The 15,586-nt window shown below is 50.5% G+C and carries 12 protein-coding genes; 10 read left to right on the forward strand and 2 right to left on the reverse strand.

Annotated features, from left to right (window positions below; translation table 11 throughout):
• Nucleotides 1–5: 5 nt before the first annotated feature.
• The gene (locus BLU97_RS04190; protein ID WP_074760416.1) at nt 6–227 is read right to left on the reverse strand and encodes a DUF4492 domain-containing protein; all 222 of its coding nucleotides are present in this window, start codon (nt 225–227) and stop codon (nt 6–8) included.
• Between the two features lie 198 nt (nt 228–425).
• On the opposite strand from BLU97_RS04190, the gene BLU97_RS04195 reads away from it, so the two are divergent.
• The 8 genes from BLU97_RS04195 (at nt 426) to BLU97_RS04230 (ending at nt 8,491) form a co-directional block, all read left to right on the forward strand.
• Nucleotides 426–1,298 carry a hypothetical protein gene (locus tag BLU97_RS04195; protein ID WP_074760417.1) on the forward strand — a complete coding sequence of 291 codons (873 nt, stop codon included), beginning with the start codon at nt 426–428 and terminating at the stop codon, nt 1,296–1,298.
• Nucleotides 1,299–1,305: 7 nt separating this feature from the next.
• Complete coding sequence (locus tag BLU97_RS04200; protein WP_074760924.1) at nt 1,306–2,763, forward strand: TolC family protein; 1,458 nt, start codon at nt 1,306–1,308, stop codon at nt 2,761–2,763.
• A gap of 8 nt (nt 2,764–2,771) precedes the next feature.
• On the forward strand, nt 2,772–3,764 hold the full coding sequence (locus BLU97_RS04205) for an HlyD family secretion protein (protein ID WP_074760418.1): 993 nt from the start codon (nt 2,772–2,774) through the stop codon (nt 3,762–3,764).
• Between the two features lie 61 nt (nt 3,765–3,825).
• On the forward strand, nt 3,826–4,995 hold the full coding sequence (locus BLU97_RS04210) for an ABC transporter permease (RefSeq protein ID WP_074760419.1): 1,170 nt from the start codon (nt 3,826–3,828) through the stop codon (nt 4,993–4,995).
• Nucleotides 4,979–6,181, forward strand: a complete 1,203-nt coding sequence (locus BLU97_RS04215; RefSeq protein WP_081352864.1) for an ABC transporter permease — start codon at nt 4,979–4,981, stop codon at nt 6,179–6,181. Before BLU97_RS04210 ends, BLU97_RS04215 begins: the two co-directional genes overlap by 17 nt.
• A 6-nt stretch (nt 6,182–6,187) precedes the next feature.
• Nucleotides 6,188–6,781, forward strand: a complete 594-nt coding sequence (locus BLU97_RS04220) for a hypothetical protein (protein WP_081352865.1) — start codon at nt 6,188–6,190, stop codon at nt 6,779–6,781.
• Entirely contained in the window at nt 6,775–7,530 is a 756-nt protein-coding gene (gene truA, locus BLU97_RS04225; protein ID WP_074760421.1) for a tRNA pseudouridine(38-40) synthase TruA, read from the forward strand. Before BLU97_RS04220 ends, truA begins: the two co-directional genes overlap by 7 nt.
• Before the next feature lie 43 nt (nt 7,531–7,573).
• Nucleotides 7,574–8,491, forward strand: a complete 918-nt coding sequence (locus BLU97_RS04230) for a DMT family transporter (protein WP_028908323.1) — start codon at nt 7,574–7,576, stop codon at nt 8,489–8,491.
• A 28-nt stretch (nt 8,492–8,519) separates the two neighbouring features.
• Here the strand turns inward: BLU97_RS04230 and BLU97_RS04235 are convergent, their stop codons facing one another.
• A complete protein-coding gene (locus BLU97_RS04235; protein WP_175456300.1) occupies nt 8,520–12,953 on the reverse strand; it encodes a translocation/assembly module TamB domain-containing protein in 4,434 nt (1,477 codons plus the stop codon).
• A 123-nt stretch (nt 12,954–13,076) separates the two neighbouring features.
• Between BLU97_RS04235 and BLU97_RS04240 the strand changes: the two genes are divergently transcribed.
• Complete coding sequence (locus BLU97_RS04240; RefSeq protein WP_074760423.1) at nt 13,077–14,420, forward strand: Na(+)-translocating NADH-quinone reductase subunit A; 1,344 nt, start codon at nt 13,077–13,079, stop codon at nt 14,418–14,420.
• A gap of 4 nt (nt 14,421–14,424) precedes the next feature.
• Complete coding sequence (locus BLU97_RS04245) at nt 14,425–15,585, forward strand: NADH:ubiquinone reductase (Na(+)-transporting) subunit B (RefSeq protein WP_033150053.1); 1,161 nt, start codon at nt 14,425–14,427, stop codon at nt 15,583–15,585.
• Nucleotide 15,586 lies beyond the last annotated feature (1 nt).

The following is a 15,586-nucleotide window of genomic DNA, read 5'->3' on the forward strand; positions in this document are numbered from 1 at the left end:
AATATTTAATGTTCAACGTCTTCCAGCAGTTGCTTCGCCACATACTCTGGCTCATTGCCATCGGCATGCGTCTTCAGAAAATCGGGGAAGAAAAAGAGTTTGAGCACCACGAAGATAATAAACAATTTGATGAGAATGATGGCCCAAAGCGTCTTGCCAAGTGTCATCGAGCGGAACCCGTCGTAATACAGATGGAATACCTTGCTGAAAAAGTTGTTCTTACTCATGCAGATTGTTGTAAAATGATGTGGCAAATATACATTTTTTATTCTTCCCTTCCAAATATTTCAGGTATAATCTGCAAAAATTGGTCTAAATCACGCTATTTTTCTAATTTTTAATGTTGCTTAAATGTTTGAAACATAAAATTCTTTGTTATTTCAATGAAATAACCTATATTTGCACCCGAAAATATAAAGAAAGTTATGAATAAGAAAGTTTTAATACCCCTGATTGTTGTAATTCTGGCACTCTGTGGTGCTGCTACATGGTTGTTTTTGAGTCTGCAGGAACAGAAGCAGGTTGTGCAGGATATGGAGGAACTGGCCGAACTCGACAAGCAGGAAATGGAGAATGAATATGAGCGTTTCACCATGCAGTATAGCGAGATGAAAACGCAGATTAACAACGACTCGATTATCGCCCAGCTGACTGAGGAGCAGATGAAGACCCAGAAGTTGCTGGAGGAGTTGAAGCAGGTAAAGGCCAGCGACGCACGCGAGATTGCCCGACTGAAGAAGGAACTGGCAACTGTTCGTGAGGTGTTGCGTGATTATGTGTATCAGATCGACTCGCTGAACCGTTTGAACGAGAACCTGAAGGCCGAGAACAGTCGTGTAAACGCTGAGTTGAACGAGCGTAATGCTCAGGTAGCTGGCTTGAACAGCGAAAAGGCATCGCTTTCAGAGAAGGTGGCTATTGCTGCCCAGCTTGATGCAACCAATATCCAGATGCAGATTCTGGGTAAGAATGGTAAGGCTGCCAAGAAACTGAAGGATTGCAAGCAGATGCGTGTAAACTTTACCATTACCAAGAATGTAACCGCTGCGAATGGTAACCGTACCGTTTATGTACGTATTCAGAACCCTGGTGGTAACACCCTGAGTGGCGGCGGTACCTTTGCTTACGAGAACCGTAATATTGAGTGCTCGGCTAAGAAGGTGATTGAGTACACGGGTGAGGAGACCCCTGTAACCGTTTATTGGAACATGACACAGATGCTGGAGGCAGGCGACTACCGCGTTAGCATTTTTGTGGATGGCAATATGATTGGAACGAAGACATTTAGTTTTAAATAAGAATATGATGAAAAAAACTTTTGGAGTTTTACTGCTTTCGGCGGTCATCACGCCTGTTTGGGCTCAAAGAATATTGAGCTTGGACAGTTGCCGACAGATGGCGCTGAGAAACAATAAGCAGTTAGGTATTTCCAAACTTAAACAGGATGTGGCCGAGAATGCTCGTAAGTCGGCGCGCACCAAGTACCTGCCCCACGTGAGTGCTATAGGTACATATGAGTTTACGAGCGAGGAGATATCGATTCTTAACGATGGTCAGAAGGCTGCCTTGGGTGGACTTGGTACTGCGGTTGGTGGTACCCTGCAAAGCACATTGGGCTCGTTGGTAGCCACGCTGCCGCCTGCTGCCCAGATGCAGATGGCGCAGGATATGGCCAAGGTTACTGAAGGTTTGAACCAGAGGGGGCAGAACATCGTAGATGCCTTCCGTACCGATACCCGTAACGTCTTTGCTGGTTCGGTTGTGGTTACGCAGCCCGTGTTTATGGGTGGTGCCATCGTGGCTTTGAATAAGATGGCCGACATCACCACCGAGATGGCCAAGAACTCGTTGGATGCCCGTCGCCAGGCTACGCTGTATCAGATCGATCAGGCCTACTGGCAGGTGGTATCGCTCCATCATAAAAAGGCATTGGCCGAGAGCTATCTCGAACTCGTTAAGAAGTTTGATAGCGATGTACATAAGATGATTGACGAAGGCGTGGCTACACGTAGTGACGGACTGAGTGTTGACGTGAAGGTGAACGAGGCCGAGATGACCCTGACGAAGGTGAACGACGGCTTGGTGCTCTCACGTATGCTGCTCAATCAGTTGTGCGGACTGCCCTTAAACGAGTCTGTGATTCTTCAGGACGAGCAGGCCGATAATATTGCAGTAGTAGAGCTCACCCCACAGTTGGATGTGGAGAATGCTGTGGCACATCGCCCTGAGTTGAAGATGCTGCAGAATACCGTTGATCTGAGTAAGCAGGCCACCAACGTGCTCAAGGCTGGTAATCTGCCTCAGGTAGCGCTCATGGGTGGCTACGCTGTTAGCAATCCTAACGTGCTGAATGGTTTCGAGAAGAAGTTCGCGGGCTTCTGGCATCTGGGCGTTATCGTTCGTGTGCCCATCTGGAACTGGGGCGATGTGATGTATAAGGTACGTGCCTCGAAGGGCGCTACCGCCATCGCAACTCTCGAACTCGATGAGGCCCGCGAGAAAATTGAACTTCAGGTTAACCAGACTACCTTTAAGGTTGACGAGGCTAACAAGAAGCTGACGATGGCTCAGAAGAACATCCAGCGTGCCGACGAGAATCTTCGTACCGCTAACCTGGGATTCCAGGAGGGGGTTATCAGTCCTACCGTTGTGATGGAGGCTCAGACAGCCTGGCTGCAGGCCCAGTCGCAGAAGATAGATGCAGAAATTGATGTTAAACTTAGTCAGGTTGACCTGCAGAAGGCTCTTGGCACATTAGAATAAAAGATATTATGACAGAACAAGCTAAACGCCAGCATAACAACATACTGCTCGCCATCATCGGTTTTACAGCAGTGGTGATTATCGTGGCATTAATTGGATTCTTTGCGCTGGATCGCGATCCAGACGTTATCCAGGGACAGGTTGAGGTAACCGAGTACCGTGTATCGAGCAAGGTGCCTGGCCGTATTCTTGAACTCCGTGTAAAGGAGGGCGACTACGTAAAGGTGGGCGATACACTCGCTATTCTTGATGCCCCTGAGGTACGTGCCAAGATGGAGCAGGCCCAGAGTGCCGAAAGTGCTGCTGCGGCTTTGGAGCTGAAGGCTCAGAATGGTGCTCGCAAGGAGCAGATTCAGGGTGCTTTCTCTGTTCTCCAGCAGGCCAAGGCCGGACTTGAGATTGCTGAGAAATCTTACAATCGTGTACAGCGACTGTTCGACGAGGGCGTGATGAGTGCCCAGAAGCGCGACGAGGCCTTTGCCAACTACAAGGCTATGGAGGCTCAGGTAAAAGCCGCTCAGAGTCAGTATGATATGGCTGTGAATGGTGCACGCCGCGAGGATAAGATGGCTGCTGCCGCTCAGGTGGGGCGTGCCCGTGGTGCTGTACAGGAGGTTAACTCTTACATGCACGAGACGGTTCAGGTGGCCCAGATGGAAGGCGAGGTATCTGATGTTTATCCAAAGGTAGGCGAGTTGGTTGGTACAGGTTCGCCCATCATGTCGATTGCCGTGATGCAGGACCTCTGGGGTACATTCAATGTGCGCGAGGACCAGCTGAAAGGCATGCAGGTGGGTAGCGAGTTTAATGCTTATGTACCCGCATTCGATAAAATCATCAAGATGAAGGTTTACTATCTGAAGGATCAGGGCTCGTATGCCGTATGGAAGGCCACCAAGGCTAACGGCCAGTACGACCTGAGAACCTTTGAGGTAAAAGCCCGTCCTGTTGAGAAGATGGAAGGCTTGCGCCCAGGCATGTCACTTATTATCAAGGATTAAACATTAAAGATTCTTGGCGATGCCAAGCGGCAAAGCCGAGCGAAACATTAAACATTAATTGATGAAATGTTTTAATCAAATCTTGCAGATAGCTTTGCGCGAGATGAAGATTCTGAGAAAGAATCCCATCTACGGCTTCTGTATGGTGGTGTTTCCGTTGTTGGCGATGTTCTTCTTTACATCGATGCTCGACGCTGGCCTGCCGCAGGACTTGCCTGTGGGCGTGGTTGATCTCGACAATACCACAACCACCCGTGCGCTTACCCGCAAGCTCGACGGAATGCAGAACTCGCAGGTTGTGGCACATTTCCAGTCGGTTGCCGAGGCGCGTCATGCGATGCAGGAGAACGAGATCTACGGTTTCCTGTATTTTCCCAAAGGCACTACCAGCAACCTGATGTCGGCCCGTCGCCCCAAAATATCTTTCTATTATAGTAATGTGTCGTTGGCGGGTGGCTCGATGGTGATGAAGGATCTGAAAACCGTTTCCACTCTCGGTTCGGCTGCAGTAGGTATGGCCACACTTCGTGCCAAAGGTGCTACCGACCAGCAGATTCAGGCTTTCTTGCAGCCCATCCGTATCGACCTGCACCAGGTGGCCAACCCTTGGAGCAACTACAATGTATATCTTTCAACGGTATTTGTGCCGGGTATCATGATGCTCTTTATGTTCCTGATATCAGCCTATTCTTTGGGTATGGAACTCAAGTTCAATCGTGGTAAGGAGTGGATCGAAAAGGCCGATGGCAATATCGTAGTAGCCATTCTTGGTAAGTATTTGCCTCATGTGCTAGTATTCCTGCTGCTGATATTGTTCTATCAGTTCTACATCTATCATGTGCTCCAATTCCCACATGTTGGTGGGGGGGCTATGATTATCCTGCTGTCGGTTCTCAGCGTGTTTGGCTCAATCGGCTTTGGCATCTTTGCTTTTGGTTTGATGCCTTCGTTGCGTATGAGTATGAGTATCTGCTCGTTGTGGGGCGTGCTCAGTTTCTCGCTGGCAGGTTCTGCTTTCCCTGCTATGGCCATGGATCCTGCGTTGCAGGCGCTTACGTGGCTGTTCCCGTTGCGTCATTATTATATGCTGTTCCAGATTACCGTGTTTAATGGCTATCCGATTATCGACGCCTGGTTCCATCTGGTAGCGCTGATAGGCTTTACGCTGATGCCTTGGTTTGTTATCAGTAAGGTTAAAAATGCTATGCTTACTTATGTCTATATTCCATAAAATCATACAGGCTGTTAATGATGCCGCCTTTATCTGGCGTCAGGAACTCAAGCAGGTGCTTCGCGATGAGGGCGTGCTCATGTTCTGTATCATTGTGCCTTTGGCTTATCCGCTGCTTTACTCGTGGGTTTATAATAACGAGACCATTCACGAGGTGCCTGTAGTGGTAGTCGATTTGTCGCATTCGCATCAGTCGCGCCAGTTTATCCGTATGTGCGATGCTTCGCCCGATGTGCAGGTGGTTAGTCATGCTGTTGATTTGGATGAGGCCAAGAGTCTGGTAAGTCGACAGGTGGCTAAAGGCATCTATTATATTCCCGAAGATTTTGCTATCAAGCTTAATCGCATGGAGCAGGCTACCGTTAGCGTGTATTGCGATATGGCGCTGATGCTGACCTATAAGGCCATTTACCAAACGGCGATGACTGTAAGCACCAAGATGGGGTCAGCTTTGCAGGTGGCTTTGGCTGGCAACTATACAGCTCGCGAGGATGTGATAACCGCGAGTCCGCTCGAAGTAGAGGAGGTGTCGATGTTTAACCCCCAGGGAGGTTATGGTACCTCGGTTCTGCCTGCCGTGCTGATGCTGATTATCCAGCAGACATTGGCCTTGGGTATTGGTCTGGCTGCAGGTACGGCCCGCGAAACCAATCCTTGTGGCGATCTGGTGCCTGCGCATCCCGCTTACTCGGGCATTTATCGTATTGTAGGTGGTAAGGCGCTTTGCTATTTCATGGTGTATGCCGTGATGGGTACTTATCTGGTAACGGTGGTGCCCAGAATGTTTGATTTCCTGCAGATAGCGCCTTGGCAGAGTCTGTTGGCTCTGATGCTGCCTTATCTGTTGGCCTGCATCTTCTTTGGTATGACGGTATCGTGCCTGGTACGCTATCGTGAGAATGTGATTCTGCTGATGGTGTTCATCTCGCTGCCGCTGCTGTTCATGACGGGTGTGTCGTGGCCGCAAAGCAGTATTCCAGGCGCTTGGCAGGGTGTGTCGTGGTTGTTCCCCAGCACCTTTGGCGTTAGAGCTTATCTGCGTTTGAACAGTATGGGTGCCAGCATCGGCGATGTGGCCTTCGAGCTGCGTTGTCTCTGGATTCAGGTTGCCTTCTACTTTGGAATGGCATGCCTGGTATATGGTCATCAGTTGCGCGAATCGCGCCGTCACAATTTAGCAGCATAAAAGAATATGAGAAAGTGGTTTGTCATCGCATTCATTTGTCTGGCCACCGGCGTTAAGGCGCAGGAGGTTGAGCGTGGTGCGTTGCTACAGCCCGATACCACCTTCTCGTTACCCCCGCTTACGTATCGCGGCACGATTGCTACCTATCCGTACTTGGGGGCTATGTACACCAGTCTGGGCAACTGGGACTTGCATCCCGGACTGAATGCCTCGTTCTCGGCATCTGCTATTTTCGGGGTGGGCAAGCATTCCAGTAGCGGCTTTGCCAATAGCGCGGCTGTGATGTATGCCGGACAGCTCTCGCCAAAACTCTCGTTCTCGATAGGTGGCTATAGCTCGTTCATGGACTATGGGCGCCACCAGATGAAGGATGCCGGACTAACGGCCATGCTTAACTACCGCTTTGATGAGCATTGGGAGGCTGGCGTTTTCGGACAGAAATCGATGATGCAGCCTAACATGCCGCTACAGAATATGTGGTGGCTGGGTAACGACTTTGGCGACAAGATTGGCGCTATGGTGAAATATAACGTGAATCCCAACTTCAGCTTCCAACTGAGTGTGTGGAATCAGCGAAATGGTTTTGATAACAGATGGTAAAAAGATATTTTATTTGGTTAAGTTACGATGGCACCAACTATCACGGCTGGCAGGTGCAGCCTAACGGTATCTCCGTACAGGGCGAGTTGCAACGCGTACTCTCAACCTTACTTCGACAGGACATCAGTATTACAGGCGCAGGCCGAACGGATGCAGGTGTGCATGCCCGTGTGATGGCGGCGCATTTTGAAGCCTCCCCCGACCCCTCCAAAGGGAGGGGAGAGATAGACTGCAAGCAGCTGGCTTATAAGATGAATCGCATGCTGCCTCAGGATATCGTGGTTGATAGGATAGAGGAAGTGTCGCTCGATATGCATGCCCGTTTCTCGGCTACCGAGCGTACGTACCATTATTATATACACACGCGTAAGAGTCCGTTCGAGCGCCATTATTCGTGCGAGATTCACTATCCGCTCGATTTCGAGAAAATGAACGAGGCTGGTCGAATCCTTACCACCTACGAGGATTTTGGTGCTTTCTGTAAGGCGCATAGCGATGTAAAGACCACCCTTTGCCACGTAACGCGTGCCGAGTGGATACAAACAGGCGATACTACCTGGTACTTTGTGATTACGGCCAACCGTTTTTTGCGTAACATGGTGCGTGCTGTGGTGGGTACGTTGGTAGATGTGGGACGTGGCCGACTGACGCTTGATGAGTTCCGAAGCGTGATTGAGGGCAAGCGCCGCAGCGATGCTGGCGAGTCGATGCCTGGTAATGCCTTGTTCCTTGAGGATGTGAAGTATTAAGAATTGAAGGATTGAAAAATTGAAGTTTTCAGGATAACGGATTATGTGGTTATTATTGGCGTTTATGTCGGCAGCTTTGTTGGGCTGCTATGATTCATTAAAGAAACAGGCCCTGAAGGGTAATGCGGTTATTCCCGTACTGTTTCTCAATACGTTGTTTTCGAGTTTGTTTTTCCTGCCGTTCATTGTGCTGAGTGGTACTACCCAGGTGCTTGATGGCAGTATATTCCATGTGTCGGCAGGCGGTTGGGATATGCACAAGTATATTCTGCTCAAGTCGCTCATTGTGCTGTCGAGCTGGATTCTGGGCTATTTCGGCATGAAGCATCTGCCACTTACGATTGTGGGACCTATCAACGCCACACGTCCGGTGATGGTGCTGGTGGGTGCGCTGTTGGTGTTTGGCGAGCGCCTGAACCATTGGCAATGGATAGGTGTGCTGCTGGCCATCGCCTCGTTCCTGCTGCTGAGTCGTAGCGGCAAGAAAGAGGGTATCGACTTTAAGCACAACAACTGGATATTTATGATTGTGGGTGCTGCCATACTGGGTGCTGTAAGCGGCCTGTACGACAAGTTCCTGATGGCACCAGTAGAGAATGGTGGCGTGGGGCTTGACCGTATGATGGTGCAGTCGTGGTATAACATCTACCAATGCTTTATGATGGGTGCTATGTTGTGGTTGCTGTGGTGGCCTAAGCACGAGCAGACTACACCGTTCCATTGGTCGTGGTCGATTGTGGGTGTGAGTCTGTTCCTGAGCATCGCCGACTTTATGTACTTCTATTCGCTGTCGTTGCCAGAGGCCATGATTTCTATCGTATCGATGATTCGTCGTGGTAGCGTGATTGTTAGCTTTACGTTTGGTGCGATGTTCTTCCACGAGAAGAACCTCAAGGCCAAAGCCTTCGACCTGGCACTTGTGCTCCTTGGAATGGTATTCCTCTACATCGGTAGTAAGTAAAGTAATAGGGAAGTTATCGCTAACTTCCCTATTTCTTTTTCTTTCTCTTTTTCGACGAGAATAAATCTCTGATGCCGTTAAAGTCCTTCTTCATGATAAGGCCGATGCCTTGGGTGTTAAGACTCGACTTGGTGAAGTAGCGATCGTTAGTCTGGTTGTAAACCTTCAGGGCTAAGTTGCCGTTGGGGTAGAGGAGGTATTGCACGTCGAAGTCGCCGATAAACGATGGGTTGGCCTGTGTAGCGTTGTCGCGATAACCGAACTGACCGTTAATCAGCAGACGGTTGTTCAGCATGCGTCCGTTAATAATGCCCTCGTATTCGGCATTATGCCAGCCCTCGTTACCTGTAGATATGTTGGCGCCAAAGTTCCAGTTGTCGTTCTTGATAAACTGGTTGATGAGCGTGTTGATCTGCGACGAGAGCGTACCCGACAGGAAACTCTGCATGGCCAGCGATGTCTGGTCGGCTCGCTCGCCTGTGGCGCTGGTGCTGTTGTTGGCACCCTGATTGTAGAATCGGCCGATAGCCAACAGATATACCACCTGCTGGTTCATCTCCTGCTGTCCGTTTATGACCGAGCGTACCATCTGCTGCTCGTCGGCATTAACCGTTGGCATCTCCAGGTCGAAGTCAACCTGTGGAGCTGCGGGCTGTCCGCCGATATTCATCAAGCAGTTTACACGGATGGTGTTGCTGCTGAACGAGTTGCCGATGTTCAGATCCGACAGACTCACGCCGCTAACCGTATAAACGGCCTGCAGGTTGAGTGCAGCCTGATAGGGATCGCCACCAAACACGATGGTACCACCCCGGTTGAACGTAAAGTTCTTCTTGATGATATTCTGGATGGTGATACCGTACGTGCCGTGATCAACGGTATAGGTTCCAAACATGTTGAACGAGCCCTTGTTGTGGAACGATGCACGTATCGAGCCGTTACCATATAGGGTGATGTAATCCTTGGTGCCTTCGTCCATCAGCAGCTTGAGAGCGGCGTTGGGCGTGGCGTTAATCTGGAAGTTGATGTAGATATCCGTATCGTCGGCCCTAGAGCTAGTTGGGCTAGATATGCTAGATTGGCTAGTAATACCAGATTCTCTAGTTGGCTGCTCCCATGTAATAAACTCCTGATTGCTGATGGCATCGGGACTGGCGGCATTATATACAAACACGCTACCAGGCTGTGGGGTTACGTTACAATCTATAATCACATCGTTGCCATGACCGCTGATGGATACGTTTCCACCTGCATAAACGGTGCCGTAGAAGGTTGACTCGCTACCATCGGGATTTGTAAAGTCCTTAAAGTCGTAAGCCAGCAGGTTGTCGGTCTCTACAAACAGGTCGAAACTCAGGTTTGTCAAGCTCTGGTGATGTATGCCACCCGAGAGTATGGCCTTGTTGCCTAACGCATCGTAGATAGGCATGTGGCGCAACTCAATCTCGTTGGGTACCATTACTACTGTGTCGCGTACTAACTTATAAGTGGTGTTCAGCGGCGTAACGGTAGCCTCGCCATCCACAATCAGCTTACCCGTCAGGTTGATGTCGTCGAGCGTACCAGCCACACGAGCCAGACCCTCGCCACGACCGGTAATGCTTGAGAGGAAACTCTTGGTAAAGTTGTGCATGAACTCGATGCTGGTGCCATCGGCCTCGATACCAAGATCGATGGTGTTATGTACGGGCGATACGTAGCCGTTGATACGTGTCTGGGCATCGGGGCCGTCGTCGGCCACCGCATGTATGTCAATCTGCTGTGCCTCGTGGTTCCAGTTGGCAAGGGCATGCAGCACACCCATGCGTCCGCGTTCAAACTTAAACTCATCTACGGTCAGGTCGGCATTAGCCTTAAACTCGTCGAAGAGCGACCAGGCGCGTGCCTTACCTGTAGCCTTTCCGCTGAACTCCACGCTGTGGAAGTTAACCAGGTCGAGGATATAACCCACCTCAACCTCGCGCAGATCCACGGTGAGCGAGTCGGTAGCGTTCTTCGAGGCGATACCATCCACGATGATGTGCTGGGCGCCGTGGTGTACGGAGAAGTGGTCTACCAGCAGGAACTTATCGCTATACAGCACATCTGATGGCTCAACGTCCCAACCCTCGCCACGCAGGATGATGTGCGATGGCATTACACGCAGGTGGGCCTCTTGCTTGCCTGCCACGTTGTGATACAGCTGCATGATGGTGTTCAGCTCGCCGCTCATGTGCTCGCTCTCGTTGTGGTTGTCCCAGTAGAGCGATGTGGTGAGATTGTTGTTGGCGGCGTGGGCCGAGAGTCCCAGATCCAGGTGCTGGCCGTTGTCCATCAGCTTTCGGATGTTCAGGTTGCAACGCATGGTGTCGGCTGGCGACGAGATGTTTACATAGCCATCGCTATACCATGAGCCGTTATAGGCAAACGATGGGATGTCGCCGTTCAAGTATAGCTCGTTGGTAAAGTCGTTCACGCGGGCTTGCAGGGTTACGGGCTGGCGCAGCTGCAGGTCGACGTTGAATACACGTCGCAGCCAGTCGCTTTTGCTTACCATCAGGCGTACCACAAAGTTATTGTGGGTCTTGGTGGTGGTAGCAGGCAGAATGGGTAGGGTGGGCAGCTTGCTCTTCAGCAGGTTTACAAACGATCCTGCCAGCGTGTTAAAGTCGAACTGGCCTTTCAACTCTGCATCGGCAAAGTCGCTCTTCACGGTAAGGAAGTGGATACCATCCTCGCGTCCGGTCGTGATGTTCAGATTATCCAGACGGTAGGCAGGATGCTGCTCGGTAGCTGAGATGTTGAAGTTACTCAGTCGGATGTTACCTTGCGCATCGTTCAGGTTGCGGGCAGCCAGATTGGCCTCCAGTTGTCCACTCAGCGTGGCGCCTCCCCATTGGTCGGTCAGATGCAGGGCGTGCGGGTTGTATCGCTCTATGTTTGCCTGCAGCTTAATGCTGTTAAGCGGCTTGTCGTTCAGGTGCTGGTCGGCCAGCTCTGCTGTAATCTGCGCCTCCAGGTTGGGGTCGTTAATATCAAAGTTACCTGTTATCACACCTTGGTTGTAGCCGCCATTAAGCGCCAGGTTATGATAGGTGTAGCCCTTGTAGTCGAAATCGCTGATTATGCCCTCCACGTTCACGTCGGGCTTCTGCCCCTCGTGCAGCTGACCCTTCAGGGCAAGGGTAGTGGTTAGCTTGCCCAGATCGTTGCTGACCAGCAGCTGCTGCAGGTTTAAGGCTGCTATTTCAACCGTACCTGCAAACGATAGGTCGGCAGCCAGGTTCATATCCACCTTGGCATCGCCGGCGCCTGTATGCACATCGGCCTGCAGGTTGCCAGCCCCTTGCTGGTTGCGCTCGCTTTCGGCCGATAGCTGTACGCCACCCAATCGTGTCAGCTCCTCAGGTATCTGTGGAAAGGCGTTGGCAAGCATGGCCAGATAACCCTCCGAAACCGCCAGTTTGTTCAGCTGTACGCTCCACGATGGGCGCTTCTGCCAGTCGGCCAGCCAACCATGGGCGTTGATGTCCAATTCGTGTCCTGCCGACGATATCTGCAGACTTGGAAATGTTACTTTACTATCGGTACCATTAAAGCTGGTGGCGATGGATAAGCGACTTGATAAACCCTTTAGTTGTGGGATAAAACATCCTAGTTCTGAGGGAGTTATGCTTGTCTTTGAAATCTTTCCATAATAGTCTAACGAGCCCTTCTGTAAGCCGCTGTCGGTCATCAGATAGGTGGCGTTCAGCGTGTCGATCTGCAAGCGCGACTGAGGAAGTTCTACCAGCAGATTCTCTAATTGCGACTGTTTCTTGCCGGCTGCCAAGTGGAATTTCAAACGCTTTACCACCAGTCCGCAACGCTCCTTCATCTCCAGGCGTTTTACATTCAGATTCAGCGAGTCGTCGGTCAGCGCCTTCAGGTTGATGTGCGCGCTCAGGTCGCTTATCTTCAGGTGCGAGGGATTGAACACGCCGATGGTAACGGGCTTGTATTTCTCGTCGTAGGTAACGCTGGTGCGACGTACGATGAGCGAGTTGATACGCAAGTCGAGTGGGGTATGACTGGTGGTGTCTTTCGACGCCAGCGAGTCGAGTACGAACTGAAAATTGGTCTTGCTGCGCTTGTTCTCCTTATATAATAAAAGATGTGCGCCAAACAGCTGGGCCGACGAGATGGAAATCTTGCCATCCAGCAGCGGCAGCAGTTCCAGGCGTACCGACAGGCGTCCTACACGCAACATGTCCTGCTGCTGTTGGTCCTTAATTCGCACATCATCTATAATCACACGGTTAAACAGTCCCAGATCAACGCGACCGATGCTTACCTGGGTGCCTAATTTATGGGCAATAGCATCGGCTACCTTGCTGCCAAGGTAGTTCTGAGCCTGGGGTATATATGAAACGGTCATGAGTGCCACATTAAGTAGAATGACACCCCAAATTGTCCAACTAATGAATCTTTTGAGTAACTTCACGAGGCAAAATTACGACTTTTTGTTGTGATTTGGGCTTTTTTTTCTCATTATTTGTTATTATGTGGCTTTTTTTATGTAATTTTGCACTCGCAACGACACTATTCAATAAAATTTCTGATATAAATGGCAAATGTGATTAAGTTACGCAAAGGCTTAGACATTACCCTTGAGGGCAAGGCCGAGGAGAAGAAAATCCAGCTGAAATCGAACGGCAAGTTTGCGCTTGTACCCGACGATTTTGAGGGAGTAACTCCAAAGGTTGTTGTCAAGGAGGGCGATCATGTCAAGGCCGGGGATGCCTTGTTTGTTAACAAGCAGTATCCTGAGGTAAAGTTTGCCTCGCCTGTTAGCGGAACCGTCCGCGAGGTGGTGCGTGGTGAACGAAGAAAAGTGCTCTGCGTGAGAGTTGATGCCGACGAGCAGCAGGAGTTTACCGACTTCGGCAAAAAGAACGTCAGCAAGCTTGTAGACGAGCAGGTTATTAATGCGCTGTTAGAGGCAGGTATCTTCGGATACATTAATCAGTTGCCCTACGCTGTTTCCACCAATCCTAGTGTGAAGCCGAGGGCAATTTTCGTTTCTGCCCTGCGCGATAAGCCCCTGGCTTGCGATTTTGAGTACGAGGTAGAAGGACAGATGGACGATTTCCAGACTGGTATCGACGCCCTGTCGCGTATTGCTAAGGTTGTCTTGGGCGTAGGAGTTGGTTCTAAACTCGAGAACACCAAGAATGCCGAGGTATATGTATTCGACGGAAAGTGTCCTGCAGGTAACGTAGGCGTACAGGTTAACAACATCGCTCCTGTAAACAAGGGCGAGGTGGTTTGGACCATCGGCGACCCATCGGTAGTACTGTTCATCGGTCGTTTGTTTAATACAGGTAAGGTTGATTTGCGCCGTACCGTAGCCCTGTGTGGTAGCGAGGTTAAGAATCCTGCCCACGTGGATATGCTGGTAGGCGAGGAGCTCTCAACCCTGTTGAGCAACAGCTACGATGCTCAGAAGAGCGTACGTATTATTAATGGTAACGTGCTTACTGGCCGCCCAACAACCAAGGATGGTTTCCTGGGTGCTCACACCAGCGAGATTACCGTTATCCCCGAGGGTAACGATGCCGACGAGATGCTGGGTTGGATTCTGCCACGCTTTAAGCAGTTCTCTGTCAACCGCAGCTATTTCTCATGGCTGTGTGGTAAGAAGAAATATGCTCTCGATGCCCGCGTAAAGGGTGGCGAGCGCCACATGATTATGAGCGGCGAGTACGACAAGGTGCTGCCTATGGACATCTACGGCGAATACCTGATCAAGGCCATCATCGCTGGCGATATCGACCGTCAGGAGGCTCTTGGTATCTACGAGGTTGCTCCCGAGGACTTTGCTCTTGCCGAGTTCGTAGATTCTTCTAAATTGGAGTTGCAGCGCATCGTGCGTGAAGGTCTGAACATTTTACGTAAAGAAAACGCATAATAATATGAGCTTTTTAAGAAATTATCTCAATAAGATCAAGCCGAACTTTGAGGAGGGTGGCAAGCTTCATGCCTTCCGCTCGGTGTTCGACGGCTTTGAGACCTTCCTTTATGTGCCTAACGACACAGCGAAGGCTGGTGGCGTGAATATTCACGACTCTATCGACTCGAAGCGCATTATGAGTATGGTGGTTATCGCCCTGATGCCTGCCATGCTGTTTGGTATGTATAACATCGGCTATCAGAACTATGCTGCTGCCGGCACATTGGCAAGCGCAAGTTTCTGCGAGATTTTTGCTTACGGTTTCCTGGCCGTTCTGCCAAAAATCCTGGTTAGCTATATCGTAGGTCTGGGCATCGAGTTTGCCTGGGCACAATGGAAGGGTGAGGAAATCCAGGAGGGTTACCTCGTATCGGGTATCATCATCCCATTGATTATTCCTATCGGCTGCCCTCTGTGGATGCTGGCTCTGGCCTGCGCATTCTCAGTTATCTTCTGTAAGGAGATCTTCGGTGGTACAGGTATGAACATTTTCAACCCTGCTGTTGCAGCACGTATGTTCCTGTTCTTCGCTTATCCTTCGAAGATGACTGGTGATACCGTTTGGGTGGCTCAGAACTCTATCTTCGGTCTGGGTAACGACCTGCCCGATGGATTCACAGCTGCTACACCTCTCGGTCAGCTGGCTCAGAACATCACTCCCGATTCGTCAATCCTGGATATGGCCCTCGGTTTCATCCCAGGTTCAATCGGTGAGACATCGCTTGTGGCTATCGCTATCGGTGCTGCTATCCTGCTGTGGACAGGCATCGCCTCATGGCGCACCATGCTCAGCGTATTCGTTGGTGGTATCGCACTCGCCGTACTGTTCGAGCAGACTGGTCAGGGCATGACATGGTGGCATCATCTGGTAATGGGTGGTTTCGCATTCGGAGCTGTGTTTATGGCTACCGACCCTGTTACATCGTGCCGCACAACCACAGGTCAGTACATCTACGGATTCCTGATTGGTGCTATGGCCATCATCATCCGTGTGCTGAATGCCGGTTATCCTGAGGGTATGATGCTCGCCATCTTCTTTGGTAACATGTTTGCTCCTACTATCGACCACTTCGTTGTGGAGCGCAATATCTCTAACCGTTTAAAGAGAGGAGGTCGCAAATGAA

This window comes from Xylanibacter ruminicola (assembly GCF_900107775.1).
Classification (GTDB): domain Bacteria; phylum Bacteroidota; class Bacteroidia; order Bacteroidales; family Bacteroidaceae; genus Prevotella; species Prevotella ruminicola_C.

Excerpts from the sequence above, each read along its gene's own strand:
- BLU97_RS04190 (WP_074760416.1), bottom strand. The coding sequence starts at position 227 with ATGAGTAAGAACAACTTTTTCAGCAAGGTATTCCATCTGTATTACGAC.
- BLU97_RS04195 (WP_074760417.1), top strand. The coding sequence starts at position 426 with ATGAATAAGAAAGTTTTAATACCCCTGATTGTTGTAATTCTGGCACTC.
- BLU97_RS04200 (WP_074760924.1), top strand. The coding sequence starts at position 1,306 with ATGAAAAAAACTTTTGGAGTTTTACTGCTTTCGGCGGTCATCACGCCT.
- BLU97_RS04205 (WP_074760418.1), top strand. The coding sequence starts at position 2,772 with ATGACAGAACAAGCTAAACGCCAGCATAACAACATACTGCTCGCCATC.
- BLU97_RS04210 (WP_074760419.1), top strand. The coding sequence starts at position 3,826 with ATGAAATGTTTTAATCAAATCTTGCAGATAGCTTTGCGCGAGATGAAG.
- BLU97_RS04215 (WP_081352864.1), top strand. The coding sequence starts at position 4,979 with ATGTCTATATTCCATAAAATCATACAGGCTGTTAATGATGCCGCCTTT.
- BLU97_RS04220 (WP_081352865.1), top strand. The coding sequence starts at position 6,188 with ATGAGAAAGTGGTTTGTCATCGCATTCATTTGTCTGGCCACCGGCGTT.
- truA (WP_074760421.1), top strand. The coding sequence starts at position 6,775 with ATGGTAAAAAGATATTTTATTTGGTTAAGTTACGATGGCACCAACTAT.
- BLU97_RS04230 (WP_028908323.1), top strand. The coding sequence starts at position 7,574 with ATGTGGTTATTATTGGCGTTTATGTCGGCAGCTTTGTTGGGCTGCTAT.
- BLU97_RS04240 (WP_074760423.1), top strand. The coding sequence starts at position 13,077 with ATGGCAAATGTGATTAAGTTACGCAAAGGCTTAGACATTACCCTTGAG.
- BLU97_RS04245 (WP_033150053.1), top strand. The coding sequence starts at position 14,425 with ATGAGCTTTTTAAGAAATTATCTCAATAAGATCAAGCCGAACTTTGAG.